The following is a 25914-nucleotide window of genomic DNA, read 5'->3' on the forward strand; positions in this document are numbered from 1 at the left end:
GCGCGTCACGGCGGCAGATGGCCGTCCTGCGGAGTCAGATCCCAGTACTCCCGGCAGGTGTGGATCTTCAAGGGTCCCGTCCTGTCGGGAGTGGCGTGGGCGATCTCCACGGCCCAGATCTCCGGGCGCAGCCGCGCCGTACAGGTGATCTGGGCCATCGCCGTCCTGGAGAGCCTCCAGCCGCTCACGAACAGCCGCATGCGCAGGCTCAGGATGTTGTCGGGGTCGTTGCGGCTGCCCGCGTCAGGGGCGTAGCGGACGAGCTGCACCTGGGCCAGCGTTAGCCCGCTCAGCGCCGTGGACAGCCCCGTCGGCGGCTGCCCTCTGGCCTTGAACAGGGCTGTCATGATGTCGTTGACGTGGCGGGACCGCGCCGCGACGACCGTGGGCACCAGCTGTCCGTCCCGGACGAGATAGATCGTCACGAGAGTCGGCGTGCCGGTCACGAGGGGCGCCGGGCCGGCGTCCCGCACGCCCGTCGGCGCCACCCCGCACGCCGCCGCCCCGCAGGCCATCAGCAGGAGCAGTGCCGCCAGCGTGAGCCCGGCACGTACGCGGGCCCTCATGGCCTCGGGATCCACAGCCGGAAGAGCGTCCCCGGATCCTGCCGCTCCACGGTGAGCCTGCCGGAGTGCAGCGCGGCGTTGGCCTTGGCGATGGCCAGCCCGAGCCCGCTGCCCACGCTCCTCGCGCGGTCCGTGCCGGCCTTGTAGAACCGGTCGAAGACGTGGGGGAGCACGTGGTCGGGTATGCCGCTCCCGTGGTCGCGCACGGTCACCTCCAGCCCGCCGTCACGCAGGCGTGCGCCGACCAGCACCGGAGGGGCGCCGTGGTGCAGCGCGTTGCCGACCAGGTTGGCCACCATCACGTCGAAGCGGCGGGCGTCCAGCGAGAACGTCATGCCGACGGGGACGGTCAGCTTCACCTGGTCGGCCCATCCGCGGACCTCCAGGCAGTCGGCCAGCGTGTCGCCGACGTCCACGGTCTCCCGCCGCAGCACGGCGGCCCCGGCGTCGAAGCGGCTGATCTCGATGAGGTGCTCGACGAGCACGCGCAGACGGTCGATCTCGCGGACGACGATCCGCACGGCCTGGCCGGCGTCGGCGGGAAGGTCCTCGGCGTCCTCGGAGAGCATGTCCGTCACGGCGGTCATCGCGGTGAGCGGGGTGCGCAGCTCGTGTGAGACGTCCGCGACGAACCGCCGCGACCGCGACTCCAGCGTCCGCAGCTCGGAGACCGTGTCCTCAAGCGCCGCCGCGGTCTCGTTGAACGTGGCGGTCAGCTCCGCCAGCTCGTCCTTGCCCCGTACGGGAAGGCGGACGTGCAGGTCGCCGGCGCCGAGCGCGCGGGCGGCGGCGCCGAGCCTGCGCACCGGCAGCAGCACGCGGCGGGCCGACAGCAGGGCCACGGTGAGGGCGATGGTCAGCGTGATCCCGCCGGCCTGGGCGAGCGCGGTCCAGAGCCGGAAGAGAACGCGCTCCTCCTCGCCCAGCGGGACGAACACGTAGGCCGTCAGCCCGGTGGGACGGGCCGCGCTCTCCTGGGTGACGCGCTGGATCTGGGTCGCGACGATCAGCCAGGGCTCGTTCCTGAGCTGGAGCCGCTGGTATACCAGCCTGCGCGCCGCCTGCCAGCGGAGCTGGTCGGGCACGTCGGCCATGCTGAAGACCGCGCCGGCGCTCGACCGCCGCTGGTCGCCGTAGGTCACGATGACCGTGCGTTCCGGGGCTTCGAGCGCGCTCACGATGCCGCCCAGGTCCTCGTCGGTCACGGTCGTGCCGCTGGGCCATACCACGTCGCTCGCCCCGACCGGCAACGCGATCTTGGACAGCGTCTCCCGCACGTCGGCGACCGCGCTCCGCTCGGTCCGGTCGAGGAGCTCCCTGCGGACGAGCTGGTAGCCCAGCCCGGCGACCATGGCCGAGGCGGTGACGGCCACGAGCGTGAAGGTGATGACCAGCCGCGCCCGCAGCCCGGTCGGCAGCCAGGTCATGGCGGGCTGAAGCGGTATCCGAAGCCCCGCACGGTGTGGATGTAGACCGGATCGGCGGGGATCGGCTCGATCTTGGCCCGGATGCGCTGCACGCACGCGTCGACCAGCCGGGAGTCCGCGACGTGGGTGTGGTCCCAGACGGCGCGCAGCAGGTAACGGCGGTTGAGCACCTGCCCGGGGTGGCGGACGAGCTCCAGGAGCAGCCGCAGCTCGGTGGGGGTCAGGTGCACCTCCTTGCCGGCCAGGCTCACCTTGAGCGCCCCCCGGTCGACGACCAGGTCGCCGAAGGCCACACGGTCGGCCGAGGCGGACTCGAGCCGGCGCAGGACGGCGCGTATCCGCGCGTCCAGCACCCGGGGCTCGACGGGCTTGACGACGTAGTCGTCGGCGCCCGCCTCCAGCCCCACGACCACGTCGAGGTCGTCGCCGCGTGCGGTGAGCAGGATGATCGGCAGCGAGTCGAGCTTGCGGATCCGCCGGCACACCTCCACCCCGTCGATCCCGGGAAGCATGACGTCGAGGATGACGATCTCCGGGCGCCGGGCGCGGACGTGGTCCAGCGCCTCCTCCCCGGTCGCGTACGCGGTGACCGAGTGGCCCTGCCGGGTGAGTGCGAGCTCGAGCCCGGCCCGGACGGAGGGGTCGTCTTCGACCAGGAGGATGCCTGCCACCCGGTCATTATGGGGCGGACCTCAGCAATTCCCCTATTTGTCCCGAGACTGGAACCGGCCGATCACGGCATCCTCATGAAGAGGGAGGAGGCTGGGACGGCCCCCCCATGCGCATTCCGCCGAAGCGACCTGTGACCAAAATCACACTTTCGAGGAAAGCCCAAGTGGGAGGCCTGAAGGTCAAGAGAACACCAACGGACTTTCATGTTCTGGTTGCGCAACACCCCCCAACGCAGGGCAAGCTCATAGGCCGTGAGTCATGGCCCGCAGCTCAAGGAGCGCCCGCCCACGCCCCGTTCCCGCTCAAGGCGGGGAGGCGGCCGGTCGGGGCCGGGCTGGCTGACGCCCAAGCGCGTCGCCATCCTGTGTGTCACCGTCGCGGTCATCGCCGGGGGCACCGCCTATGTGGTGCGTACGGCCATCGACAACGCCGCCGCGCCCCGCAATCCGCTGGAGCTGCCCGACATCCTGGCCGCCGACCCCTATCAGCCCAACCCCGCGAACGACCTGCTCAAGGAGCAGGCCGTCCAGGCGCTCAAGAGGTCCAGGCTCAAGGACAGCCGCGACACGCGCCGGCTCGACCCGGTCAAGATCGTGCCGACGGCTCCCGCGGGCGCCGGCCTGGGCCCGGCGAACTTCCCGCCCGGTTCCACCCCCGACCCCGGCAGCAACAAGGCACTCGGCAAGGAGATGGCCGAGGCGCGCGGCTGGGGCGGCGACTGGGGGTGCCTGGAGAAGCTCTGGGACCGGGAGAGCCACTGGAACGAGCGGGCGATGAACCGCTACAGCGGCGCGTACGGCATCCCGCAGGCCCTTCCCGGCGGCAAGATGTCGAGCGCGGGCTCCGACTGGCAGACGAACCCGGCGACCCAGATCAAGTGGGGTCTCGGCTACATCGCGGCCCGCTACAAGACGCCCTGCGGCGCGTGGGCGCACTCCCAGGCCACCGGCTGGTACTGATTCCCGCGGGGTCGAAACTCTGGTCAGGATTTCTCGACCTTTCGGCAAGGCTGCCCGGCTCCCCCCTGCCCGCGCTGCACCCTTGGGCGCATGGGTGTGAAGGTCAGCGTGGTTGTGCCCGTGTCCGACCCCGGGCTGTCCAACGACGCGTTCGGCACGGGCGTGCGCTCGCTGCTGGAGCAGTCGCTGCCGCCGGACGAGTACGAGGTGATCTTCGCCGACGACGGGTCCACCGACGGGACCCGCAGGCGGCTCGACGCGATCGCCGCGCACCGCACGAACGTCCGCGTCCTGCATCTCGACCACAGCGGCTCTCCGGCGCGCGGGCGCAACGTGGGCCTGTCGGTGGCCAGAGGTGAGTACGTCTACCTGCTGAACCAGTACGACCGGCTGGAGCACGGCGCGCTGGAGCGGATGTACCGCATGGCGGTCGACACCGACGCCGACGTGCTCGTCGGCAGGCTGGTGGACGGCGGCCCGCCGCAGGCGGCGTTCGCGCGCGGCCGTGACCGCGCCGACGTCCTGCGCGACCACCTGCTGGCCCTGCCGACCGCGCACAAGCTGCTCCGCAGGGACTTCGTGGAGACCCACCAGCTCCGCTTCCCCGACCGCGCGCTGTCGGAGCAGGCGTTCGTGACCAGGGCGTACCTCGCCGCGAAGGTGATCGCGGTCCTGGCCGACGAGATCTGCTGCCACCTCGGCCCCGCCGAGGCGGAGGAGCCGGACGCCGAGGCGCTGTACGACGGGCTGAACGCGCTGTTCGACATCGTCGACGCGCACACCGAGCCGGGACGGCAGCGGGACCGGATCCAGGCGCACTGGTACCGGACGCTCGGGCTGCGCCGCCTCGGGGGCGCCGGCTTCGTGGCGGCGGCCCCGGACGAGCGCGTGGTGCTGTTCTCGTTCCTGCGCCGGCTCACGGTGGACCGCTTCCCCGAGGCTCTGGACACGCATCTCCCGGTGCACCTGCGGGCCCGCGCGGCGTTGCTGCGCCAGGACCGCCTCGACGCGCTGGTGGAGCTCGCGCACGCGTCCAGGGGCAGCAGGCTCAGCGCCGAGCTGCGCGACCTGCGCTGGGAGCACGGCGTGCTCGTCTTCGACCTGAGCGTCGAGCTCCTGCACGCCGACGGGAGCCCCATGTGGTTCCGGGCGGAGGGCGACCGCCTCCTGTGGACGCCTCCCGCGCCGATCCCCGGGCTGCTCCCCGACGAGGCGGCCGACGTCACCGACGCGGTGCGCCGGGCCCGCATGGAGGTCTGCGTACGCGACGCCGAGAACGGCGTGATGTACCCGCTGCCGGTGAACTGCGCGGTGGGCCGCGCGGCGGTCGGCGGCCAGGTCCGGGTCTGGGCCGGCGGCGAGGCCCGTCTCGACGTGGGCTCGGCCGCCCTCGGGCGGCCGCTCGGGCCGGGCATGTGGGAGATCCACGTGCGCATGCGGGGCGTGCAGCCGGGCCGCACGCGGATCGGCCGTCCGGCGGCGCCGATGAGCTGCGCGGGCGCGCTGGCCGACCAGCCGAAGCGGCTCGTGGTGCCGTGCTGGTCCGAGCGGGGCGAGCTCGGCGTCTGCGTCGAGCCGAAGTCGTTCTCTGAGTCGATCGCGCTCGTCTCGTCGGGGGCGTCGGTGGCGCGGCAGGACGGGCACGTGTTCGTCGTCCTGCCCGTGCCGTATGTGCCGCCGAGCGGGGGTCCCGCCGCGGAGCTGGTGCTGCGCGAGCAGGAGGGGCGTGGCCGGAGCATGACCGTGCCGGCGCTGGTCGAGCCCGGGATCCCCGGGCGGCTGGCGGGCCAGCTCATCGCCAGGGTGCCCGTGAGCAGGGTCGGCGGGGACGAGTGCCTGGGGCCCGGCGCCTGGCGGCCGAGCCTGCGGGTGGACCAGAAGGACGTGGAGCTGCTGTTCGGGCTGGCCGTGGGCCGAGGCGGGCAGGTGGGCGTCCTGCCCGCCGGGGCGTCGCCGGTCCCGTCGCTGATGCGGCGGATCGCCGTGCGCGTCCTCGGTGACCGCCGCTCCGTACGGCTGGCGCGGGCCGTGCACGCGGGCCGCCGCCCGCACGGCGGCTGACCGGCGCGGGGGGGCTTGTGGCCCTCCCATACGGCTGCGTGCGAGGGGCTCAGCGGCCTCTGAGGTGGGTGAGGAGCGCCTGGCGGAACTCCTCCGGCCTCTCGATGTGGGGGCTGTGCCCGCTGCCCTGGACGACGACCTCGCGGTAGTCGCCGTAGCCGTCGAGGACGGCACGGGTCTGGGCGATCATCGGCTGCGCGGGCGTGCCGTCCCAGCCCGGCACCGCGCCGATCGCACCCAGGTGGGCGAGGTCGAACAGCGACGTGTCGGAGACGATCACGTCGTCGGCGCCTCTTATCCACAGGATCGGCGGCTTCGGGTCGATCGCGGCCAGATCGTCGATCCGGAAGTTCGTCGGAGCCAGCGTGTTCAGCACGCCCCGCTTGCCGGGAGCGATGCCCGGCCAGGCCTCCGCCGGCAGCGAGTCGCCCGGATAGTTGTCCTCCCCGACGCGGGTCGACAGCATCGACTCCACGAACGCGTCCTCCTCGTCGCCGAGGTCGGTGCCGGGGACGACGTAGGCGGTGCGGAGCACGGTGCGCGGGGAGACCGGGGAGTCGGCGGACCGGTCGCCCGCCCGCAGCGCCGCGACGAAGCCGAGGTTGACCGCCCCGCCGCCCGATCCGGCGCCGTCCGCGTGGTTCAGCGCGCCGTCCGGGCCGTGGGTGCCCCCGAAGCCGTACGGCGACACGGGGTTGACCAGCGTGGCGCTCCTGACCGCCTCGGGCCGGTCGCGCAGCGCCTGCATGACGACGCCGCCGCCGAGGCTCCACCCGACGAGATGGGCCGGCCCGATCACGTCCAGCAGGCCGAGGACGTCGTCGGAGTAGTCGCGCACCCCCCGGCTCGCGTCGACCGGCTCGGGGTCGGAGTCGCCGAACCCCCGCAGGTCCACTGCGTACGGCCGGAAACCGTCCGCGACGGCCGTCATCGTGGAGCGCCAGAAGACGCTCGACGAGACGTTGCCGTGGACGAACAGCACGGGGTCGCCGGTGGATCCGGGCACGGACAGGACGTTCAGGGTCAGGCGGGGCGTGCCGATCCGCTCGGCGGAGACGGGCGCGGGCGCAGGAGAGGTCATGGGGTGGCTCCCAGCGAGCAGGTGTTCTCGAGGTCGCCCGTTGCCGGGCGGGGGACGGTGGCACTCGGGGGCGGCGGGGTCCCGGCGCCGATCCAGGCCTCCAGCGCGGTGAAGGCGCTCCGGAAGCAGGGCAGCAGCGGCCGGAGCCGGTCCGGGTACGACGGGTAGAGGCCGTCGACGTGGGTGCCGCCGTCGATCCGGTAGTACCGGAACAGGCGGTCACGGTGACGGTCCCCGACCATGTCAGCGTAGACGTCGGAGGTGCGGGCGATGGGCAGCAGGGTGTCCAGGGTGCCGTGGACCGTGATCAGCGGCCGCTTGATCTTCCCGGTGAGCGACACCCTCGCCACGGCCTGCCGTACGGCGGCGGGCCTGCCGGTGTAGTCGTAGTCGGTGTCGCAGGCCGGGGTGCCGGTGGCGCAGAACGGCGTGCCCGCCTCGGCGTCGCCGTCGAACGACGGGTCGAACTCCTCGCGGTAGACCCGCTGGGTGAGGTCCCAGTAGTACTGGTAGTGGAACGGCCACAGGAACGCGGTCTCGGGCGAGAAGCCCGCGGCGGCCATCCCGGCGGCGTCGCCCTTCGGGTAGGCGCGCAGCGCGGGCGGCAGGAACGTCAGCAGGTTGGGCCCGTCCGGCGTCCAGAGCACGCCCTCCCAGTCGACACCGCCGTCGAACAGGTCGGGGCGGTTCTCCAGCTGCCAGCGCACCAGGTAGCCGCCGTTGGACTGGCCGGCCGCGATCGTCCGCCTGGGGGCCGTGCCGTACCGCTGACGCACGACCGCCTTGGCGGCGACGGCGAGCTGACTGACCCGGTGGTTCCACTCGGCGACGGCGTCGCCGGGGCGTGCGCCGTCCCGGTAGAAGGCCGCGCCGGTGTTGCCCTTGTCGGTCGCCGCGTACGCGTAGCCGCGCGCGAGCGCCCAGTCGGAGATCGTGAAGTCTCCTGCGTACGTCTCACGGTTGCCGGGGGTGCCGGTGACGACGAGGCCGCCATTCCACCGCTCCGGCAGGCGGATGACGAACTGGGAGTCGTGGTTCCAGCCGTGGTTGGTGTCGCCGGTGGAGGTGTCGGGGAAGTAGCCGTCGACCTGCGTGCCGGGCACGCCGCCCGGGTTGACGGCCCCGGCGGAGCTCAGGCCCGCCCAATCGGCCTGGTCGGTGTGGCCGGAGAGCAGCGTGCCCTTGGTGGTCAGGTCGTCCAGACACGCGGTGACCTGGTGCTGCGCACCCGGCACGGTGACCGGCGCGCAGGCGTCGGCGGACGCGGGGAGGGCCGCCGGGAGGGCCGCCGCCGCGATGAGGAGCGCGGCGGCCGGGCCGAGGAGGCGGCGGGGCATCAAGCCTCCTTCACGGTGGGCGCGGCGGCCATCGGGGTCAGGCCCGACGTCGGCTCGACGGCTCCGAGGTCCCGGTGGCGGGTCTCCCTGGCGATCAGCACCGCGATCAGCGTCAGCACCGCCGCGCCGGCCACGTAGACCGACACCGGCACGCTGGAGCCGTACGCGTCGAGCAGGGCGACCGCGATGAGCGGGGCGACGGCGCCGGCCACGATCGAGGCGAGCTGGTAGCCGATGGAGACCCCCGAGTAGCGCATGCGCGTGGCGAACAGCTCGGAGAAGAACGCCGCCTGCGGGCCGTACATCGCGCCGTGGAAGAGCAGCCCGACCGTCACCGCCAGCGTCACCAGGGCGAACGACTTGGTGTCGATCAGCGGGAAGAAGGCGAAGGCCCACAGGCCGATGCCCGCCGCGCCGAGCAGGTAGACCGGCCGCCGGCCCAGGCGGTCGGACAGCGCCCCCCACAGCGGGATGGTGACGAAGTGGACGGCCGAGCCGATCAGCACGGCGTTGAGCACGGTGCCCTTGGGCAGGCCGGCGGCGGTCGTCCCGTAGACGAGGACGAAGGCGGTCATCACGTAATAGGAGACGTTCTCGGCCATCCGCGCCCCGATCGCGATCAGCACGTCGCGCCAGTGGTGGCGCAGCACGCCGAGGATCGGGGCCTGCGGGGCGGGCTCCTGGCGGGCCAGGGCCTCGGTGAAGACCGGCGACTCGGTCACCGTGAGCCGGATCCACAGCCCGATCAGCACGAGCACGCCGGAGAGCAGGAACGCGATCCGCCAGCCCCAGGCGAGGAACGCCTCGTCGGTCTGGACGGCGGCGAGCACCGCCAGGACACCGGTGGCCAGCAGGTTCCCGCCGGGGGCCCCGGCCTGCGGCCACGACGCCCAGAAGCCGCGGTTGCGCGGCTCGCCGTGCTCGGAGACCAGCAGCACCGCGCCGCCCCACTCGCCGCCGAGGGCGAAGCCCTGCACCAGCCGCAGCACGGTCAGCAGCACGGGGGCCGCCACGCCGAGGGTGGCGTACGTCGGCAGGCACCCGATGAGGAACGTCGCGCCGCCCATCAGCAGCAGGCTGACCACGAGCAGCCGTTTGCGGCCGATCCGGTCGCCGAAGTGGCCGAAGACCAGCCCCCCGAGTGGCCGGGCGACGAAGCCGACGGCGTAGGTCAGGAACGCCAGCAGGGTCCCGGTGAGCGCGTCGGCGGTGGGGAAGAAGAGCTTGTTGAAGACGAGGGCGGCGGCGGAGCCGTACAGGAAGAAGTCGTACCACTCGATCGTCGTGCCGACGAGGCTGGCCCCGACGACCTTGCCGATGCGGGCGGATGGGGTGTTTGCCATGGGAACTCCTCGCATGGGGGGTTCCGCCACGGTATGCAGTGACCGGGGTCACTCCTATGGGTCGGCCACACACACCTCAGGCGCCGGGCATGTGGGTTCCCAGCCGGTGGAGCCGCAGTGCGAGCTGGATCTCCAGGGCCCGCTCCGGCTCCTGCCAATCGGGGCCGAGGAGCCGGCCCACCCGGTCGAGCCGCTGCGTCACCGTGTTCACGTGGATGTGCAGGGCCTCCGCCGTACGGGACAGGGACCCGCCGGTGCCGAAGTAGGCGGTCAGCGTCCGGACCAGGGTGGTGCCGCGCCGGGCGTCGTAGTCGAGCACCGGGCCGATCGCCGAGTCGAGGTAGGCCGGCACGTCGCGGCGCTCGCCGATCAGCAGGCCGACGAATCCGAGCTCGTCGGAGCCGGCCCCGTCGCCCACCCGGCCGAGCGCGGCGAGCGCGTCGGCGCACCGGCGGGCCTCACGGTAGGCGGCGGCCACGACGGTCATCGGCCCCGCGGTCACGGCGGCCCCGGCCGTCGCGGGGCGCCCGAGCGACGCGCTCAGCTCGGCGGCCACCCGGCGGGCCGTCACGCCGGGCTTGTCGCCGGGCAGCAGCAGCACGACCTCCTCGCCCCGGGCGGCCGCCAGGCCGTGCGCCAGCGTTGCCTGCGACGACGCCCAGAACGCGGCCCGCTCACGCTGCCCCTCGTGCCGTACGACCACCAGCACGTGCGGCGCGTCCAGGTCGACGCCCAGCCTGCGCGCGCGGTCGCGCAGGCCGCCCAGCTCAGGGCGGGAGATGAGGTCGTCGAGCAGCTCGCCGCGCACCCGCCCCTCGGCCTCCGCCACGCTGCGCCGGAACAGCAGCAGCAGGGCGGTGACGAGCGCGGCCCGCTCAAGGATGCGCTGGTCGGTGTCGGAGACCGGCCGCTCGGTGCGCAGGACCAGTGTGCACAGCGGCGCCGCCCCCACGTCGACCGACGCGACGTACGCGTCGCCCCGCTTGACCGTGCGGCCCAGGGCTCGCGAGGACTGGGCGGCGTCGAACACCCCCGCGTCCAGGTCGCCGGCCTGCCCCACGAGCGGGCGGCCCTCGTCGTCCAGGACGATCAGGCCGCCGCCCAGCACCTCGGTCACCACCGCCGCGACGTCCTCGACCCCGCCGCCGCGCAGCACGAGCCCGGTCATCCGGTCGTGCGCCGCCGCGGCCCGCTCGATCGCCTGGCTGTGCGCGCTGATCAGCGTGTTGGCCTCGCTCAGCTCGCCGAGCGCGGCCCGCGTCTCCTGCAGCAACCGCGCCGTGTCGATGGCCACCGCCGCATGCGCGGCGAGTGAGCACAGCAGCGCCACCTCCTCCTGCGCGAACGGCCGGGCGCTGCGGTTGGCGGCGAACAGCACGCCGATCACCTGTGTGCCGAGCCGCAGCGGGACGCCGAGGATGGCGACCAGGCCCTCCTCGTGCACGGCCTCGTCGATCGTGGAGGTGTGCCGGAAGCGGGCGTCGGCGAAGTAGTCGGCGGTGTTGTACGGAGTGCCCGTCTGGGCGACAGAGCCGCCCAGGCCGGCGCCCATCGCCAGCCGCAGCCGCCGGAAGTCCGCGGAGATCGACCCGTCGGTCACCCGCATGAATGTGTCGCCACGCTCGGGGTCGTTCAACGTCATGTACGCGATGTCGGTGCCGAGGAGCTGCCGCGCCCGGCGGACGATGGCCTCCAGCACCGCGTCGAGGTCCCGCAGGCCTGCGAGGTCGCTCGCGGTGTCGAACAGGGCCGACAGCTCGGCCTCACGCCTGGCGCGCCTGCGCAGCATCGCCCTGACCTTGAGCGCGGAGACCTTGGCCTGCTCCAGCTCCTCCAGCGTCGCCGCGTCGGCCCCGGCCGCACGGGCCTGCAGGATCGGGCCCTCGAACTCCACGGCAGAGGCCTCCCGCGCGAGGAGTTCGAGGTACACGTTCACGTCAGCGGGCGCTCCATCCTCCGTCGATGGGGAGCGACGCCCCCGTGATGAACGACCCCTGCGGGCCGCACAGGTAGGCGACCATGGCGGCCACCTCGTCGGGCTCGATCAGCCGCTTGATCGCGGCGGGGGCCAGCATGATCTGCTCCACGACCTCGCCGGGGCTGATCCCGTGGGTGCTCGCCTGGTCGGCGATCTGGTTCTCCACCAGCGGCGTCCGCACGTACGCCGGGTTGACGCAGTTGGAGGTGACGCCGTGGGCCGCCCCCTCCAGTGCGATCACCTTCGACAGGCCCTCCAGCGCGTGCTTCGCCGTGACATAGGCCGATTTGTACGGCGAGGCGCGCAGGCCGTGGACGGACGAGATGTTGACGATCCGCCCCCAGCCCCGCTCGTACATGCCGGGCAGGACCGCCCGCGCGAGCAGGAACGGCGCCTCGACCATCACCCGCATGATCTTCGTGAAGGTCTCGGGAGGGAAGTCCTCGATCGGCGCGACATGCTGGAACCCGGCGTTGTTGACCACGATGTCGGCGGTGAGCCGGGTGCCGGGCGACGGCGGGAGCTGCCCCCGCCAGGCCACCACGAACTCCGGGTCGGACAGGTCGACGGCCACCGGCGTGCCGCCGATCTCGGCGGCCACCTTGCCCGCCGACTCCGCGTTGATGTCGGCCACCACGACGTGGGCGCCCTCGGCGGCCAGCCGCCGGGCGCAGGCCCGGCCGATGCCGCTGCCCGCACCCGTCACCAGGGCCGTACGCCCTTCAAGGCTCATAGCGCCTCACCATAGGAACCGCAGGGGGCCGGGCACATGGCGCTCGGCGACATAGATCCCCGCCCCCTTATGTGGGGCGGGTCATGGACAGGACGTCGAGGGCCTCGTCGAGTTGCCTCTCGGTGAGCGTGCCGTTCGCGACGTGCCCCCGCTCGATCACCACCTGCCGGATCGTCTTGCGCTCGGCGAGGGCCTGCTTGGCGATCTTCGCGGCCTCCTCGTAGCCGACGTACCGGTTCAGGGGGGTGACGATCGACGGCGACGACTCGGCGTACTCCCGCAGCCGCTCCACGTTCGCGGTGATCCCCCGGACGCAGCGGTCGGCGAGCAGCCGGGAGGCGCTCGCGAGCAGCCGGATCGACTCCAGCACGTTGCGCGCGATCACCGGCAGCATCACGTTGAGCTCGAACGCGCCGGACGCCCCGGCCATGGTGATCGCGGCGTCGTTGCCGACCACCTGGGCGGCCACCATCGTGACCGCCTCGGGGATCACCGGGTTGACCTTCCCCGGCATGATCGACGAGCCGGGCTGCAGGTCCGGCAGGTTGATCTCGCCGAGCCCCGCGCGCGGGCCCGACCCCATCCACCGGAGGTCGTTGGCGATCTTGTTGAGCGACACCGCGATCACCTTGAGCATGCCGGACAGCTCCACCAGGCCGTCCCGCGCGCCTTGGGCCTCGAAGTGGTCCCTGGCCTCGGTGAACGGCAGGCCGGTCGTGCGGCTCAGCTCACCGATCACCGCCTCGGCCCAGCGGGGGGAGGGCACGTTGATGCCGGTGCCGACGGCGGTGCCGCCCAGCGGCAGCTCGGCCACACGCGGCAGGACGGCCTGGAGCCGCTCGATGCCCAGCTCGATCTGGGTGGAGTAGCCGCCGAACTCCTGGCCGAGGGTGACCGGCGTGGCGTCCATCAGGTGGGTCCTGCCGGACTTGACGATCTGGGCGAACTCGCCGGCCTTCTCCTCCAGCGCCGTCGCCAGGTGCTCCAGCGCGGGGGTGAGCTCGTGTACGACGGCGTACGTCGCGGCGACGTGGATGGAGGACGGGAAGACGTCGTTGGACGACTGGGCGGCGTTGACGTGGTCGTTGGGATGGACCGGCCGTCCGAGCCGCTCCTGCGCGAGCGTGGCGACGACCTCGTTGACGTTCATGTTGGACGAGGTGCCCGAGCCGGTCTGGAAGACGTCGACGGGGAACTGGTCGTCCCAGCGCCCGCCGGTGATCTCGGCGGCGGCGTCCTGGATGGCCTGCGCCATCTCCTTGTCGATGACGCCGTAGTCGGCGTTCACCTTCGCGCAGGCGGCCTTGATCCGGGCCAGCGCGGCGATGTGGGCGGGCTCCAGCCCCCGGCCCGACACCGGGAAGTTCTCCACGGCCCGCTGGGTCTGCGCTCGCCACTTGGCGCGGGAGGGCACCCGCACCTCGCCCATGGAGTCGTGCTCGATGCGGAAATCGTCCATGGACAAGTCCTATCAAGAACCGGTGGTCGCGGCCCCCTTGCCCTGCTGGACGGACGACAGCGTGGCGTCACGCTCCGCCGCCCGCGAGGCCCACTCCGACGCCGGGACCGCCCAGTAGATCGTGTACGGAGTGCCCGTGGTCGGCAGGACCCACCGCGCGAGGGCGTGCATGGCCTTGCCGCCGGAGGTGTAGGTGAACTCCCAGTCCACCACCTCGGTCCCCGGGTACGGCGACGGGTCCGGCGCGACCATCTTGACCAGCGTGTAGCCGGAGTAGGACGTGCGGGCGGCGGCGCTCTTCACGGCGTCGATCAGGCTGCCGGAGGGCCGGGTCGCCGGGGCGATCCGGAGGTAGGGCGCGTCCCCGGCCCCTCGGAAGATCACATCTCGCCCGCGGGGGGTGGCCCGCGACGCCGACGGCACGTCGATCGTGAAGCCCCTGGCGTCCGCGTACCGTCTCGTGCCCGGCTCGGTCGGCAGGTCGGTCGGGATCCCTGGCAGGCTCACCAGCACGGACGGAGAGGCCGACGCGCTCGCCTTGCCCGAGCCGCCCCCGAAGGCGGCCATCGCCAGCACCACCAGGACGAGGAAGGCGACGAGCGCGATCGCCATCAGCACGAGGACGCGCAGGCGGCCGCCCTCGTCGGCGGGCACGGACTTCTGCATGGAGAACAGGTCGGTCCCCAGCCCGCCCGGCGCCTCCCTTTCGTCGCGCCCCTTCGGGCCGTCCGCGGGGTCGCCGGGTGCGCCGGTCGTGCCGCCGGCGCGGGGGGCGGGGACGGCGCCGGAGAGCCCGGAGGGGAAGGGGGCCACGCCACGGCTCCCGGTCACGCCACCGCTCCCGGTCACGCCACCGCTCCCGGTCACGCCACCGCTCCCGGTCACGCCACCGCTTCCGGCCACGCCACCGGGACCGGGCTCGGCGCGGAAGCCGACGCCGGGGCCGGGGCCGGAAGTACCCGCCGTCACGCCGGGGAGCGCGGCGCCAGGGAGATCCGGGCGCGGGACGCGGCGGGTGTCGCCGGCCGGGAGCCTCCCCGACGGCGGGTGGGCCTTGGCGCCGGGCAACCGTCCGGGGACGGTGGTCCGCCCGTCCCGCTCAGGCCCGGTCATGGCGTCCCCGGGCTCCGGCGCCGACCCGTCAGGTACGCCGGCCGCCGCGGGGTCCTCACGCGCGGCCGGGTTACGTGTGCCTGGCACGGGTGGGTCTGGCACGGGTGGGTGTGGCTCGGGTGTGTCTGGTTCGCCTGGGTCCGGGGTGTGCGCGGCGGCGCGACGCGCTGGGTCGCCTGCCGGGTCGCCTGCCGGGCCGTCCGCCGGGTCGTCCGCTGGGAGGGACGGATGCCCGGAGGGCGAGCCGTCCGCCCCGCCGTCCCCGCCGGCTGAGCCGTCCGCGCCGCCGGGAGAGCGGCCCGGGGACGTGGCGGGGGAACCGGCCGGTGGGGCGGCCGCCGCGCGTTGCGAGGGGATGCGGAGGCCGCCTCTCGGGCGGATCACCACCATCGTCTGGTTGGCCTCCTCCCCCCAGTCGGAGGTGTCCCCCTCCTCGCGATCGGCGGCGGGCGCGGGCCCCGCTTCGTCGCTCGGCCCATGGGCGAAGCCGTCGTCCGTCCCGGGCTCCGGCTGCTCCACGTCATCCAGGCCGGTAGATGACGGCCCCGATGGCGGATCCGATGGCGGCTCGGGTGGCAGCGGGGTGCCGGCGGGGGTGTCGGCGACCAGCCGGAGCAATACCGCGGCTCTCTCCGGCGACAACCGTGCCCGGTGGTCCTTGTTCAGCAGCCCTTCGAGGACGGGGCGCAGAGCCCCCGCCTGGGTGGGCGGGTCGGCGTTCTCCGTCAGCAGCGCGGTGAGCGTCTCCCGGACGGTGGCGCGCTCGTAGGCGGGCCGTCCCTCGACGGCGAAGTAGAGCGTCGCCCCGAGGGACCACAGGTCCGACTCGGGACCGGTGTGATCGCCCCGCGCCCGCTCCGGCGCCGTGTAGCCGGGGGAGCCGATCACCATGCCGGTCTGGGTCAGCGGGGTGTCGCCGACCGCTTTGGCGATCCCGAAGTCGGTGAGCACGACCCTGCCCGTGTCGGTCAGCAGGACGTTGCTGGGCTTGACGTCGCGGTGCAGGATGTCCTGCGAGTGGGCGGCGCGCAGCGCGCCGAGCAGGTCGTGGCCGATCTCGGCGACCAGCCGGGGAGGGAGCGGGCCCTCCTCGTCGATCACCTGCTCCAGCGACCGCCCCTCGATCAGCTCCATGATGATCCACGGGCTGCCGTCCACCTCGATCGCGTCATGGACGGTGGCGACGCACGGGTGGCTCACCCTGGCCGCCATGCGACCCTCGCGGATCATCCGTTCTCGCAGCTCACGCCGCTGTACGGAGTTCAGCGACGGGTCCTGGCGGATCTCCTTGACGGCGACCTCTCGGCCCAGCGACCTGTCGAAGGCACGCCAGACGGTGCCCATCGTCCCCCGGCCCATGGGGATGCGCAGCTCGTATCGATCAGCGAGCAGCCGCGGCTGCTGTTCCGGCATGAGAAGAAAGATAGCGATTCTGTCCTGAGAACCGCTTTCTAGTCACTTGAGAAAAATTCTGGGCCAGTATCGGCGGGGGAGCACCATCTTGATCACCTTGGCGAGCCGTCGCATCAGCGGATAGCGGACGACCTGGTGCAGCGTGGGCTCCGACGGCTTGCGGTGCATGCCTTCGGACGGGCGGCGGCGCTGGTCCGGCACCGCCGCCATCTCCTGGGACTCGCGGATGTCGCGGTAGTCCTTGTACGGACCGGAGTGTCCGTAATAGCTGTTGTGGCCGCTCTCTTCGTAGTGGTGCGGCAGGCCGTTCGGCCAGGCGTCACTGTGCTCCCGCTGGTACATGTGCGGCGCCATCTTGGGCGCGGGCCTGGACTCGGCCCGGTGCTGCCCCCGGTGCGGGGGCTTGCGGGTGATGGCCGGCGCGGCGCCGGGCGGTCCGTGCGGCCGGGAGGGCCGGTGCGGGGTCAGGAATTCCTCGCCGCCGCCCCCGGCGGCGATCCTCGCGAGGACGAGCGCCGCGCGCACACCGTCGACCCGGGCGGCGGGATCGATCTGCAGCAGCCCCCGCAGGACGGGCGCGAGCGGCCCCGCCTTCTCCATCGGGATCGGGGCGCCGCTGGTGAGGGCGGCCAGCGCGGCGGCCGCCGTACGGCGGCCGTGGAGGCCGCGGCCCTCGACGGCGGTGTAGAGCGTCGCGCCGAGCGACCACAGGTCGGCCGCGGGGCTGGCCTTGTCGCCCAGCACCCGCTCCGGGGCGATGTAACCCGCCGAGCCCAGCACTATGCCGGCCTGCGTGATGGAGACGTCCCCCTCCAGGGCGGCCAGGCCGAAGTCGGTGAGCACCGCCCTGTCCTCGGTCACGAGCACGTTGCTGGGCTTCACGTCCCGGTGGAGGATGCCCTTGGCGTGGACCGCGCGGAGCGCGCCCAGCACCTGCCGGCCGATCTCGGCCACGCGGCGCGGCGGCAGCGGTCCCTCCTGCTTGATGAGCTCCTCAAGAGATCTGGCCTTGAGGAGCTCCATCACGATCCACGGGCGCTCGTCCTCGGTGATGACGTCGAACAGCGTGATCACCGAGGGGTGCGCGACCATGGCGGTCGCGCGGCCCTCCCGTTCGGTCCTGGCGCACAGCTCGGCGCGCAGCTCCTCGTCCAGGACGAGCGGCAGCCGCACCTCCTTGACAGCCACGTCGCGATCGAGTAGCTCGTCGCGGGCGCGCCAAACGGTGCCCATCCCGCCGCGGCCGACCGGCTCGATGAGCCGGTAGCGCGCGGCTAACAGGTATCCGGACGGCGCACGCATGAGGGGCAGCTTACCGATTTGTTCCCTGCGACCTGTAGAGACCATGCCGGGAAATTGTTGAGATCTTCGGTCAAATCTCCTGACACCCCCCTCGCAGAGTCAACGCCGGCCGATGGTAAGGACCGGGCCGGTGGTGTCCTGGAAGAAGTCGCCGCCCTTGTCGTCCACCACGATGAAGGCGGGGAAGTCCACGACCTCGATCTTCCAGACCGCCTCCATGCCCAGCTCGGGGTACTCGAGGACCTCGACCTTGCGGATGCAGTCCAGCGCCAGGCGGGCGGCCGGGCCGCCGATCGATCCGAGGTAGAAGCCGCCGTGCCTCTGACAGGCGTCGGTCACCTGCTTGGAGCGGTTGCCCTTGGCCAGCATGACCAGCGAGCCCCCGGCCGCCTGGAAACGTTCGACGTAGGAGTCCATCCGGCCCGCGGTCGTCGGCCCGAACGAGCCGGACGCGTAGCCCTCGGGGGTCTTGGCCGGGCCGGCGTAGTAGACGGCGTGGTCCTTGAGGTACTGCGGCATCTCCCCGCCGTTGTCGAGCAGCTCGGCGATCTTGGCGTGCGCGATGTCGCGGGCGACGACCAGCGGGCCGGTCAGCGACAGCCGCGTCTTGACGGGGTGCCTGGTGAGCTCGGCGAGGATCTCCGGCATCGGGCGGTTGAGGTCGATGCTCACCACGTCGCCGGACAGGTGCTCGTCGGTCGTCTCGGGGAGGAACCTCGCCGGGTCGGTCTCCAGCTGCTCCAGGAAGACGCCCTCAGGGGTGATCTTGGCCAGCGCCTGGCGGTCGGCGCTGCAGCTCACCGCGATCGCGACCGGGCACGACGCGCCGTGCCTGGGCAGCCGGATCACCCGTACGTCGTGGCAGAAGTACTTGCCGCCGAACTGGGCGCCGATGCCGAGCCGCTGGGTCAGCTCGAAGACCTTCTTCTCCATCTCCAGGTCGCGGAAGCCATGCCCGCTCGCCGAGCCCTCGGCCGGGATGCTGTCGAGATAGCGGGCCGAGGCGTACTTCGCGGTCTTGAGCGCGAACTCCGCGCTGGTCCCGCCGACCACGACCGCCAGATGGTACGGCGGGCAGGCGGCGGTGCCGAGGGAGCGGATCTTCTCCTCCAGGAACTCCAGCATCCGCTTCTCGTTGAGCACGGCCTTGGTCTCCTGGTAGAGGAACGACTTGTTGGCCGAGCCGCCCCCCTTGGCCATGAAGAGCAGCTTGTACTCGTCCGGGTGGCCGTGCGGATCCTCGGCGTAGAGCTCGATCTGGGCGGGCAGGTTGCTTCCCGTGTTCTTCTCGTCCCACATGGTCAGCGGCGCCATCTGGGAGTAGCGCAGATTGAGCCGGGTGTAGGCGTCGTAGACGCCCCGGCTGACGTGTTCGGCGTCGCGGCCGTCGGTCAGCACGTGCCTGCCCCGCTTGCCCATCACGATGGCCGTGCCGGTGTCCTGGCACATGGGCAGCACGCCGCCCGCCGAGATGCTCGCGTTCTTCAGCAGGTCGAGCGCGACGAAGCGGTCGTTGCCGCTGGACTCGGGATCTTCGATGATCTTGCGGAGCTGGGCGAGGTGGGACGACCGCAGGTAGTGGGAGATGTCGTGGATCGCCGTCTCGGTGAGCAGGCGCAGGGCCTCGGGCTCGACCTCCAGGAACCGCCGCCCGGCCGCCTCGGTCACCCGCACCCCTTCGGAGGTGATCAGGCGGTACTCCGTGTCGTCCGGCCCGAGCGGCAGCAGGTCGGTGTAGTCGAACTCCGGCATCGTTCTCGGTCCCTCGCGTCTGCCTCGTCGTGTCAGCTGTCCCGCCGCCTCGCCCGGCGGTCCTCCAAAGCGTACGGCTCAGCCGACGTGAAGCTGTTCGCGCCCGAATTTGGGGCTATCGATCCCCTTTTTTCTAGACAAAGAGGGACAATTAAGACAAATAGCTTTAGAGGGGGAGTTATGGATGGTGGAGTCCTGATAATGATGTTCTTCGCGCTCGGGATCATGGTGGCGTTGGCGTTCTCGCTGCTGTTCATCGTGCTGCGTCAGGTGCGGGAAGAGGAGATCCGCTGGCGGATCCGGTGAGACTCGGCGGCGTGCGCAGCCCCAGCAGAATGCCCGCGATGACGACGGCTCCTCCCGCGATGTCGGCGGGCGTGACCGGGCCGAGGCCGAGCGCCGCCGTCGTGACCATGGCGCCCACCGGGATCATCCCGGCGAAAAGTCCGGCCCGGTCGGCGCCCAGGCGGGGCAGTGAGCGGTACCAGAGCAGGAACGCGATCGTCGTCACGACCACGGTGAGATAGGCGAGCCCCATCGCCTCGGCCGCCGTGGGCACGCGGAGCATCCCCACGCCGTCCACCGCGAACCCGGCGGCCAGCAGGAACGGCACCGCGAGCGCCGCCGACCAGGCGGAGAGCCGGATCGGCCCGAGCGCGGGCAGCAGCGGCAGGGCGAGCAGCGAGAAGCAGATCTCGCAGGCCAGCGCGCCGAGCGACCACAGCAGGCCGGCCGTGCCGCCGCTGCCGAGGCCCGTGGCCAGGGTGGTCCCCGCGACCACGGTCGCGGCGGCGGCCAGGACGCGCGGGGACGGTCGCGACCGGCGGCCGCCCCTGGCCGGTGACGTCAGCGGCCCCAGGACGGCCATCACCAGCGGCACGGTGCCCAGGACGATGCCGGCCAGCACCGGGCCGGACGCGCGTGTCGCCTCGATCACGCAGATGTTGAAGGCGACCAGCCCGGTGAGGGACAGCGACGCCATCAGGGCCCATTGGCGAAGCCTGAGACGCACGGGAGCGCCTCGCGCCGCCACCCCGCGACGGCGGCCTGTGCTCAGGCCCGGTTCGAGTCCACGGCTCCGTCCGGTGGCGGCGCTCGATGCGCCCTCATCCCCCTGTCCGGGGGCCGCGCCCGGTGCGGCACTCCGGCCCGGCTCGGCGCCCCCGCCGCGCCGCGCCGGCCGTACGGGGCCGAGGCCGCGCAGGCGGGCGACGATGAGCAGGATCACGGAGGCGGCGGCGTAGCGCACCGCCTGGCCGCCGTACACGGGATAGTCCGCGATGACGTCCGAGATCGCCGCGAGAGTGCCCACGATGAACATCCCCACCGCCGCGCCGGCCGCCGCCGACATGGGGGGCCGTACGGGTGGGGCGGATGGGGCACTTGTAGTGGTGTCGACCTTCATGTGACGGAATGCTAGGAACACGATGGTCCATGTGATCAGTCCAATCGCATGGACATATCGTGGACCAATGGCCGACCTGCATCTGGTGATCGACAGGAGCGAGGGCGGGCTGGCCGCCCAGATCGCCCGGGAGCTGAGAGGGGCGATCAGGTCCGGGCGGCTCGCCCGGGGCACGCGTCTGCCCGCGACGCGCGAGCTGGCGCGGGATCTCGGCCTGTCGCGCGGCGTCGTGGTCGAGGCGTACGAGCAGCTCGTGGCCGAGGGCTTCCTCGACGCCAGGACCGGCGCCGGGACGACGGTGGCCGTCACACCGCCCAGGCCGGCGGACCGCGGCCCAGGTGAGGGCGGGCCCGGTGAAGGCGGCGCAGGTGAGGACGGCCCGGACGCGGGCGGCGCCGGTGGCGGCGTGGGAGAAGGCGGAGGGGAGCCGGGGCGCAGGGGATGCTGGCCGCATTACGGGCACCGGCCGACCAGCCCCGACCTGGGCGCGTTCCCCCGGCAGACGTGGCTGGCCGCCGTGCGGCACGTGCTGGCGACCCTGCCGAACGACGGCCTCGATTACGGCGATCCGGGTGGCGTCCCCGAGGTCCGGGAGGAGCTCGCGGCCTACCTGTGCCGGGTCCGGGCCGCCGACGCGGAGGCGGAGAGCCTGCTGGTCGTGACCGGCGTCGCCCAGGGGCTGAGCCTCGTCATCCACGTGCTGGCCGAGGCGGCGGGACGCGAGATCGTCCTCGCCGTTGAGGACCCGACGAGCGTGCGCCAGCTTCCCCTGCTGCGCAGGGCGGGGGCCCGCCTGGTGCCCGTCCCGGTGGACGCCGACGGCGTCGTGGTCGAGGCGCTCGCCCGGTCGGGCGCCGAGGCGGTGGTCGTGACGCCCGCACACCAGTACCCCACCGGCGTCGTGCTCTCGCCGGGCCGCCGCGCGGAGCTGGTCGCCTGGGCCGCCGAGACGGGGGCCGTGGTGCTGGAGGACGACTACGACGCGGAGTTCCGCTTCGACCGCGACCCGGTCGGGTGCCTCCAGGGCCTCGCTCCGGGCCGGGTCGTGCTGGCGGGCAGCGTGAGCAAGGCGCTCGCCCCGGGTCTGCGGCTCGGCTGGATCGTGGCGCCGCCCGCCGTCGCGAGAGCCGTACGGCGGGCCCGCGGCGAGTTCGACCTGGGCTCGCCGGTCCTCGACCAGTACGTCCTGGCACACCTGATCAGGACCGGGGCGTACGACCGGCACCTGAGGCGGATGCGGCGGGAGTACCGCGACCGCAGGGACGCCCTCGTCCTCGCCCTTGCCGAGAGCCTTCCGTGGCTGAGGGTCCACGGCATCTCGGCGGGGCTGCACATGTACGCCGAGCTGGTGGACCCGTCCGCCTGCCAGGCGTCCGCCCTGGTGGCGGCCGCCTGGTCCGCCGGTCTGTCGGCCGAGCCGGTCACGCATATGGCCGAACCGGAGGCCAGGGCCTCCGGCGGCCCCCTCCGGCCGGGGTTCGTGCTGGGGTTCGCCCGCCTGCCGCCGCACCGGATCACCCAGGCCGTACGCGATATGGCGGCGCTGATAGATCATCCTGATGTCAGGACATAGTGTTGACTCCCGCTGGGCGCCCACCTACAACTTAAGAAGCCGTCAACTTAAGAGCCGTGCCGGATCGCGGGAGTCCTGGAGGGCGTCATGCGTGTCGGTGTGCCTGGTCCCGGCCGTGCGGGCGCGTTTCACGCGGCCGTCCTCTCCGAGCAGGCCCGGCGCGAGAGGCGGCCCGTCCGCCTCATGGAGGTGACCACGTGAAGATCGCCGGAGCGCCCATCTCGTGGGGGGTGTGCGAGGTCCCCGGCTGGGGGCACCAGCTCGGCCGCGATCGGGTGCTGGCCGAGATGCGCGATCTCGGTCTCACCGCCACCGAGCTGGGCCCGGAGGGCTTCCTCCCTGCGTCGCCGGCCGAGCGCGGCGCGCTCCTCGGCGCGTACGGCCTGCGGGCCGTCGGGGGGTTCGTGCCGGTGGTCCTGCACGACCCCGGCCGGGACCCGGTGGCGGGCCTGCGGCCGTTGCTGGAGTCGTTCCGCGAGGGCGGGATCGAGGTCATGGTGCTGGCCGCCGCCACCGGCATGGAGGGATACGACACGCGCCCAGTGCTCGGCGGGGACGGCTGGGAGGCGCTGCTCGGCTCCCTCGACCGCGTCCTGAAGGAGGCCGCGGACGGCGGCGGCCCGCTGGTGACCCTCCACCCCCACGTCGGCACGATGGTCGAGACCCGCGACGACGTGCGCCGGGTGCTGGACGGCTGTGCCGTATCGCTGTGCCTGGACACCGGGCACCTGCTGATCGGCGGGACGGACCCGCTGGAGATCGTCCGAGACGCCCCCGGGCGGGTCGCCCACGCGCACCTGAAGGACGTGGACGCCGCGCTGGCCGAGCAGGTGGGCGCCGGGCGGCTCACCTACACCCAGGCCGTCGCGAAGGGGATCTACCGCCCCCTCGGGACAGGTGACGTGGACGTGGCGGGGATCGTCGCCCGGCTCGGCGTGGCGGGCTACGGCGGGTGGTACGTCATGGAGCAGGACGTCGTGCTCGGCCGCGACCCCGAGAAGGACCCCGAGAAGGACCCCGAGAAGGGGGAGGGCCCGGTGCGCGACGTGAGGGCGAGCATGGACTACCTCAAAGGCCTCTCATGACGGAGGTGCTGACGATCGGCCGCCTCGGAGTGGACGTCTACCCCCTTCAGGTCGGGGTGTCGCTCCGGCATGTCGAGACGTTCGGCAAGTTCCTCGGGGGCAGCCCGGCCAACGTGGCCGTCGCCGCCGCCCGGCTCGGCCGCTCGGCCGCGTTGATCAGCAGGACCGGCGCCGACCCCTTCGGCGAGTTCCTCCACGACGCGCTCGTCCAGTACGGCGTGGACGACCGGCACGTCACCACCGTCGGCGGGCTGCCGACGCCCGTGACGTTCTGCGAGATCCGGCCGCCGGATGACTTCCCGATCTACTTCTACCGGGCGCCGAAGGCCCCCGACCTGGAGATCCACACCACCGAGCTCGACCTGGCGGCGGTCGCGGAGGCGGGGCTGTTCTGGGCGACGGTCACCGGCCTGTCCCAGGAGCCGTCCCGCGCCGCCCACTTCGCCGCCTGGGAGGCCCGGGGCCGCCGCCCGCCCACGGTGCTCGACCTGGACTACCGGCCGGCGCTGTGGCCCGACCTCGCCGAGGCCCCCGATCTCGTACGGCGGGCCCTGGGCCACGTCACGGTCGCGGTCGGAAACCTCGACGAGGTGGAGGTGCCCACCGGCACGCGGGAGCCGTACGAGGCGGCGAAGGCGCTGCTGGACGGCGGCGTCGCGCTCGCGGTCGTGAAACGGGGCCCGGACGGTGTGCTGGGCATGACCAGGGACGAGACCGTGGTGGTGCCGCCGGTGGCCGTCGAGGTGGTCAACGGGCTCGGCGCGGGCGACGCGTTCGGCGGCGCGCTGTGCCACGGCCTGCTCGCGGGCTGGCCGCTGGAGCGGACGCTGCGCTTCGCCAACGCGGCGGGCGCCATCGTGGCCGGGCGGCTGGCGTGCGCCCCCGCGATGCCCACCACCGAGGAGGTCGGCGCGATGCTGGCGGGGAAAGCACATGCGTGACGTGGACTACCGGCGGCTGCTCGACGACCGGGCCCGCCATCCCGAGAGGATCGCCGAGGCGGCCGCCGCGCGGCGGCGCAGGCCCCTGCTGGCCGGCCGCGACCGGCTCCTGATCGTGGCGGCGGACCACCCGGCCCGCGGGGCGCTCGGCGTGGCGGGGCGGCCGATGGCGATGGCCAGCAGGGCCGACATGCTCGACCGGCTGCTTGTCGCCCTTTCCCGGCCGGGAGTCGACGGGGTGCTCGGCACGCCTGACGTGATCGAGGATCTGCTGCTGCTGGGCGCGCTCGACGACAGGATCGTGATCGGCTCGATGAACCGGGGCGGCCTGCGGGGCGCGGTGTTCGAGTTCGACGACCGGTTCACCGCCTACGACACCGAGGCGATCGTGGCGATGCGGCTCGACGGCGGCAAGATGCTGTGCCGCGTCGGCATCGACGACGACCGGACGGCCGCCACGCTGGAGAGCTGCGCGCGCGCCGTGACCGCGCTGGCGAGGAACGGGCTGGCCGCGATGATCGAGCCGTTCTGGTCGAGGCGGGACGGCGGAGGGGTCGTCCACGACCTTTCGGCCGACGCGATGATCCACGCCATCCACGTCGGCCAGGCCCTCGGCGCGTCCTCGGCGCGCACGTGGCTGAAGATCCCGGTGATCGACGACATGGAGCGGGTGATGGAGGCGACCACGCTGCCGACCCTCCTGCTCGGAGGCGACCCGGCCGGGGCGCGTGACGAGGTCTACGCCTCGTGGGGCGAGGCGCTGCGCCATCCCGGCGTACGGGGGCTGGTGGTGGGGCGGGCGCTGCTCTACCCGCCGGACGACGACGTCGCCGCCGCCGCCGACACGGTGGCGGGGCTGCTGGGAGGGGCGGGTCGATGACGTACATCCCGTTCGGGACCGCCGGGGCGGGGCCGTGGTCGGTCCAGGTGACGCCCGAGTCCGCCGGATGGGCCTACTGCGGGCTGCGGATCGCCGACCTCGGCGGCGGCCCCGGTGGCGCTGACGGCACGGTGGAGTTCGAGACCGGCGCGGAGGAGATGCTGGTCCTGCCCCTTTCCGGTGGGTGCGAGGTGGTCGCCGACGGCGAGGTGTTCGCCCTGGAGGGCCGCGCGTCGGTGTTCGGCCCGGCGACCGACTTCGCGTACCTGCCGGTCGGAGCCGCCGTGCGGATCACCGGCAGCGGCCGGTTCGCGCTGCCGTCCGCGCGGGCGGAGCGGCGGCTGCCCGCGCGGTACGGCCCCGCGCGGGAGGTGCCTGTGGAGATCCGCGGAGCGGGCCAGGCGACCCGGCAGGTCAACAACTTCTGCTCGCCCGAGGCGTTCGACTGCGACAGGCTCGTCGCGGTGGAGGTGCTGACCCCGGACGGCAACTGGTCGTCCTACCCCCCGCACAAGCACGACACGGAAGGGGAGGGCGAGGCCGTGCTGGAGGAGATCTACTACTTCGAGGGCGGCCCCGGCTACCAGCGGGTGTACGGCACGCACGACGTCCTGGCGGAGGTGTCGTCGGGAGACGTGGTGCTGGTGCCGCACGGCTATCACGGGCCCTCCATGGCCGCCCCCGGCTACGACCTGTACTACCTCAACGTGCTGGCCGGCCCCGCCGAGAAGCGCTCGATGGCGTTCCGCGACGACCCCCGGCACGCGTGGATCCGGTCGTCGTGGGCCGGCCGGCCGATCGACCCGCGAGTGCCTTTCGGGGAGGAGTGAGGGA

The 25914-nt window shown here is 73.0% G+C and carries 20 protein-coding genes; 7 read left to right on the forward strand and 13 right to left on the reverse strand.

Annotated features, from left to right (window positions below; translation table 11 throughout):
* Positions 1–5 precede the first annotated feature (5 nt).
* From AB0B72_RS11255 to AB0B72_RS11265, 3 genes are read right to left on the reverse strand one after another with little or no spacing between them, the layout of a single operon-like run.
* Complete coding sequence (locus tag AB0B72_RS11255; RefSeq protein ID WP_367738476.1) at positions 6–566, reverse strand: hypothetical protein; 561 nt, start codon at positions 564–566, stop codon at positions 6–8.
* Positions 563–1993 (reverse strand): ATP-binding protein, encoded by a 1431-nt coding sequence (locus AB0B72_RS11260; RefSeq protein WP_367738477.1) that lies wholly within the window; start codon positions 1991–1993, stop codon positions 563–565. The genes AB0B72_RS11255 and AB0B72_RS11260 overlap by 4 nt, the downstream gene beginning before the upstream one ends.
* Entirely contained in the window at positions 1990–2664 is a 675-nt protein-coding gene (locus tag AB0B72_RS11265) for a response regulator (RefSeq protein ID WP_367738478.1), read from the reverse strand. Before AB0B72_RS11265 ends, AB0B72_RS11260 begins: the two co-directional genes overlap by 4 nt.
* A gap of 252 nt (positions 2665–2916) precedes the next feature.
* Between AB0B72_RS11265 and AB0B72_RS11270 the strand changes: the two genes are divergently transcribed.
* Positions 2917–3624 (forward strand): lytic transglycosylase domain-containing protein, encoded by a 708-nt coding sequence (locus AB0B72_RS11270; protein WP_367738479.1) that lies wholly within the window; start codon positions 2917–2919, stop codon positions 3622–3624.
* A 90-nt stretch (positions 3625–3714) separates the two neighbouring features.
* The gene (locus tag AB0B72_RS11275; protein ID WP_367738480.1) at positions 3715–5685 is read left to right on the forward strand and encodes a glycosyltransferase family 2 protein; all 1971 of its coding nucleotides are present in this window, start codon (positions 3715–3717) and stop codon (positions 5683–5685) included.
* Between the two features lie 49 nt (positions 5686–5734).
* Here AB0B72_RS11275 and AB0B72_RS11280 read toward each other — a convergent pair whose 3' ends face one another.
* The 10 genes from AB0B72_RS11280 to AB0B72_RS11325 form a co-directional block, all read right to left on the reverse strand.
* Positions 5735–6766, reverse strand: coding sequence for an alpha/beta fold hydrolase (locus AB0B72_RS11280; protein WP_367738481.1), 1032 nt, complete (start codon positions 6764–6766; stop codon positions 5735–5737).
* Positions 6763–8103 carry a tannase/feruloyl esterase family alpha/beta hydrolase gene (locus tag AB0B72_RS11285; protein ID WP_367738482.1) on the reverse strand — a complete coding sequence of 447 codons (1341 nt, stop codon included), beginning with the start codon at positions 8101–8103 and terminating at the stop codon, positions 6763–6765. The genes AB0B72_RS11280 and AB0B72_RS11285 overlap by 4 nt, the downstream gene beginning before the upstream one ends.
* Positions 8103–9446: an MFS transporter gene (locus tag AB0B72_RS11290; protein WP_367738483.1), complete on the reverse strand. Its 1344-nt coding sequence runs from the start codon at positions 9444–9446 to the stop codon at positions 8103–8105. Before AB0B72_RS11290 ends, AB0B72_RS11285 begins: the two co-directional genes overlap by 1 nt.
* A gap of 76 nt (positions 9447–9522) precedes the next feature.
* Complete coding sequence (locus AB0B72_RS11295; RefSeq protein WP_367738484.1) at positions 9523–11382, reverse strand: helix-turn-helix domain-containing protein; 1860 nt, start codon at positions 11380–11382, stop codon at positions 9523–9525.
* A gap of 1 nt (position 11383) precedes the next feature.
* Positions 11384–12157, reverse strand: coding sequence for a 3-hydroxybutyrate dehydrogenase (locus AB0B72_RS11300; RefSeq protein WP_367738485.1), 774 nt, complete (start codon positions 12155–12157; stop codon positions 11384–11386).
* A 67-nt stretch (positions 12158–12224) separates the two neighbouring features.
* Complete coding sequence (locus AB0B72_RS11305; RefSeq protein WP_367738486.1) at positions 12225–13616, reverse strand: class II fumarate hydratase; 1392 nt, start codon at positions 13614–13616, stop codon at positions 12225–12227.
* A gap of 12 nt (positions 13617–13628) precedes the next feature.
* Complete coding sequence (locus tag AB0B72_RS11310; RefSeq protein ID WP_367738487.1) at positions 13629–16142, reverse strand: serine/threonine-protein kinase; 2514 nt, start codon at positions 16140–16142, stop codon at positions 13629–13631.
* 42 nt (positions 16143–16184) lie between these two features.
* Positions 16185–17444 (reverse strand): protein kinase, encoded by a 1260-nt coding sequence (locus AB0B72_RS11315; RefSeq protein ID WP_367738488.1) that lies wholly within the window; start codon positions 17442–17444, stop codon positions 16185–16187.
* A 99-nt stretch (positions 17445–17543) separates the two neighbouring features.
* Complete coding sequence (locus tag AB0B72_RS11320) at positions 17544–19196, reverse strand: fumarate hydratase (RefSeq protein ID WP_367738489.1); 1653 nt, start codon at positions 19194–19196, stop codon at positions 17544–17546.
* Between the two features lie 253 nt (positions 19197–19449).
* Positions 19450–20601, reverse strand: a complete 1152-nt coding sequence (locus AB0B72_RS11325; RefSeq protein WP_367738490.1) for a DMT family transporter — start codon at positions 20599–20601, stop codon at positions 19450–19452.
* Positions 20602–20668: 67 nt separating this feature from the next.
* On the opposite strand from AB0B72_RS11325, the gene AB0B72_RS11330 reads away from it, so the two are divergent.
* The 5 genes from AB0B72_RS11330 to iolB all read left to right on the forward strand — a co-directional run bounded on the left by AB0B72_RS11330 (position 20669) and on the right by iolB (position 25910).
* Positions 20669–22174, forward strand: coding sequence for a PLP-dependent aminotransferase family protein (locus AB0B72_RS11330; protein ID WP_367738491.1), 1506 nt, complete (start codon positions 20669–20671; stop codon positions 22172–22174).
* A 197-nt stretch (positions 22175–22371) separates the two neighbouring features.
* Positions 22372–23259, forward strand: coding sequence for a sugar phosphate isomerase/epimerase family protein (locus tag AB0B72_RS11335; RefSeq protein ID WP_367738492.1), 888 nt, complete (start codon positions 22372–22374; stop codon positions 23257–23259).
* Positions 23256–24200, forward strand: a complete 945-nt coding sequence (gene iolC / locus AB0B72_RS11340) for a 5-dehydro-2-deoxygluconokinase (RefSeq protein ID WP_367738493.1) — start codon at positions 23256–23258, stop codon at positions 24198–24200. The genes AB0B72_RS11335 and iolC overlap by 4 nt, the downstream gene beginning before the upstream one ends.
* Positions 24193–25080: a class I fructose-bisphosphate aldolase gene (locus tag AB0B72_RS11345; RefSeq protein WP_367738494.1), complete on the forward strand. Its 888-nt coding sequence runs from the start codon at positions 24193–24195 to the stop codon at positions 25078–25080. The genes iolC and AB0B72_RS11345 overlap by 8 nt, the downstream gene beginning before the upstream one ends.
* Positions 25077–25910 carry a 5-deoxy-glucuronate isomerase gene (iolB, locus tag AB0B72_RS11350; RefSeq protein ID WP_367738495.1) on the forward strand — a complete coding sequence of 278 codons (834 nt, stop codon included), beginning with the start codon at positions 25077–25079 and terminating at the stop codon, positions 25908–25910. The genes AB0B72_RS11345 and iolB overlap by 4 nt, the downstream gene beginning before the upstream one ends.
* The last annotated feature ends 4 nt before the right edge of the window (positions 25911–25914 follow it).

Source organism: Microbispora sp. NPDC049125, from assembly GCF_040802045.1.
Taxonomy (GTDB): domain Bacteria; phylum Actinomycetota; class Actinomycetes; order Streptosporangiales; family Streptosporangiaceae; genus Microbispora.

What these genes read in the sequence shown, in the direction of transcription:
- AB0B72_RS11255 (WP_367738476.1), bottom strand. Translation starts at nt 566, where the DNA reads ATGAGGGCCCGCGTACGTGCCGGGCTCACGCTGGCGGCACTGCTCCTG.
- AB0B72_RS11260 (WP_367738477.1), bottom strand. Translation starts at nt 1,993, where the DNA reads ATGACCTGGCTGCCGACCGGGCTGCGGGCGCGGCTGGTCATCACCTTC.
- AB0B72_RS11275 (WP_367738480.1), top strand. Translation starts at nt 3,715, where the DNA reads ATGGGTGTGAAGGTCAGCGTGGTTGTGCCCGTGTCCGACCCCGGGCTG.
- AB0B72_RS11280 (WP_367738481.1), bottom strand. Translation starts at nt 6,766, where the DNA reads ATGACCTCTCCTGCGCCCGCGCCCGTCTCCGCCGAGCGGATCGGCACG.
- AB0B72_RS11285 (WP_367738482.1), bottom strand. Translation starts at nt 8,103, where the DNA reads ATGCCCCGCCGCCTCCTCGGCCCGGCCGCCGCGCTCCTCATCGCGGCG.
- AB0B72_RS11290 (WP_367738483.1), bottom strand. Translation starts at nt 9,446, where the DNA reads ATGGCAAACACCCCATCCGCCCGCATCGGCAAGGTCGTCGGGGCCAGC.
- AB0B72_RS11300 (WP_367738485.1), bottom strand. Translation starts at nt 12,157, where the DNA reads ATGAGCCTTGAAGGGCGTACGGCCCTGGTGACGGGTGCGGGCAGCGGC.
- AB0B72_RS11305 (WP_367738486.1), bottom strand. Translation starts at nt 13,616, where the DNA reads ATGGACGATTTCCGCATCGAGCACGACTCCATGGGCGAGGTGCGGGTG.
- AB0B72_RS11310 (WP_367738487.1), bottom strand. Translation starts at nt 16,142, where the DNA reads ATGCCGGAACAGCAGCCGCGGCTGCTCGCTGATCGATACGAGCTGCGC.
- AB0B72_RS11315 (WP_367738488.1), bottom strand. Translation starts at nt 17,444, where the DNA reads ATGCGTGCGCCGTCCGGATACCTGTTAGCCGCGCGCTACCGGCTCATC.
- AB0B72_RS11320 (WP_367738489.1), bottom strand. Translation starts at nt 19,196, where the DNA reads ATGCCGGAGTTCGACTACACCGACCTGCTGCCGCTCGGGCCGGACGAC.
- AB0B72_RS11325 (WP_367738490.1), bottom strand. Translation starts at nt 20,601, where the DNA reads ATGAAGGTCGACACCACTACAAGTGCCCCATCCGCCCCACCCGTACGG.
- AB0B72_RS11330 (WP_367738491.1), top strand. Translation starts at nt 20,669, where the DNA reads ATGGCCGACCTGCATCTGGTGATCGACAGGAGCGAGGGCGGGCTGGCC.
- iolC (WP_367738493.1), top strand. Translation starts at nt 23,256, where the DNA reads ATGACGGAGGTGCTGACGATCGGCCGCCTCGGAGTGGACGTCTACCCC.
- AB0B72_RS11345 (WP_367738494.1), top strand. Translation starts at nt 24,193, where the DNA reads ATGCGTGACGTGGACTACCGGCGGCTGCTCGACGACCGGGCCCGCCAT.
- iolB (WP_367738495.1), top strand. Translation starts at nt 25,077, where the DNA reads ATGACGTACATCCCGTTCGGGACCGCCGGGGCGGGGCCGTGGTCGGTC.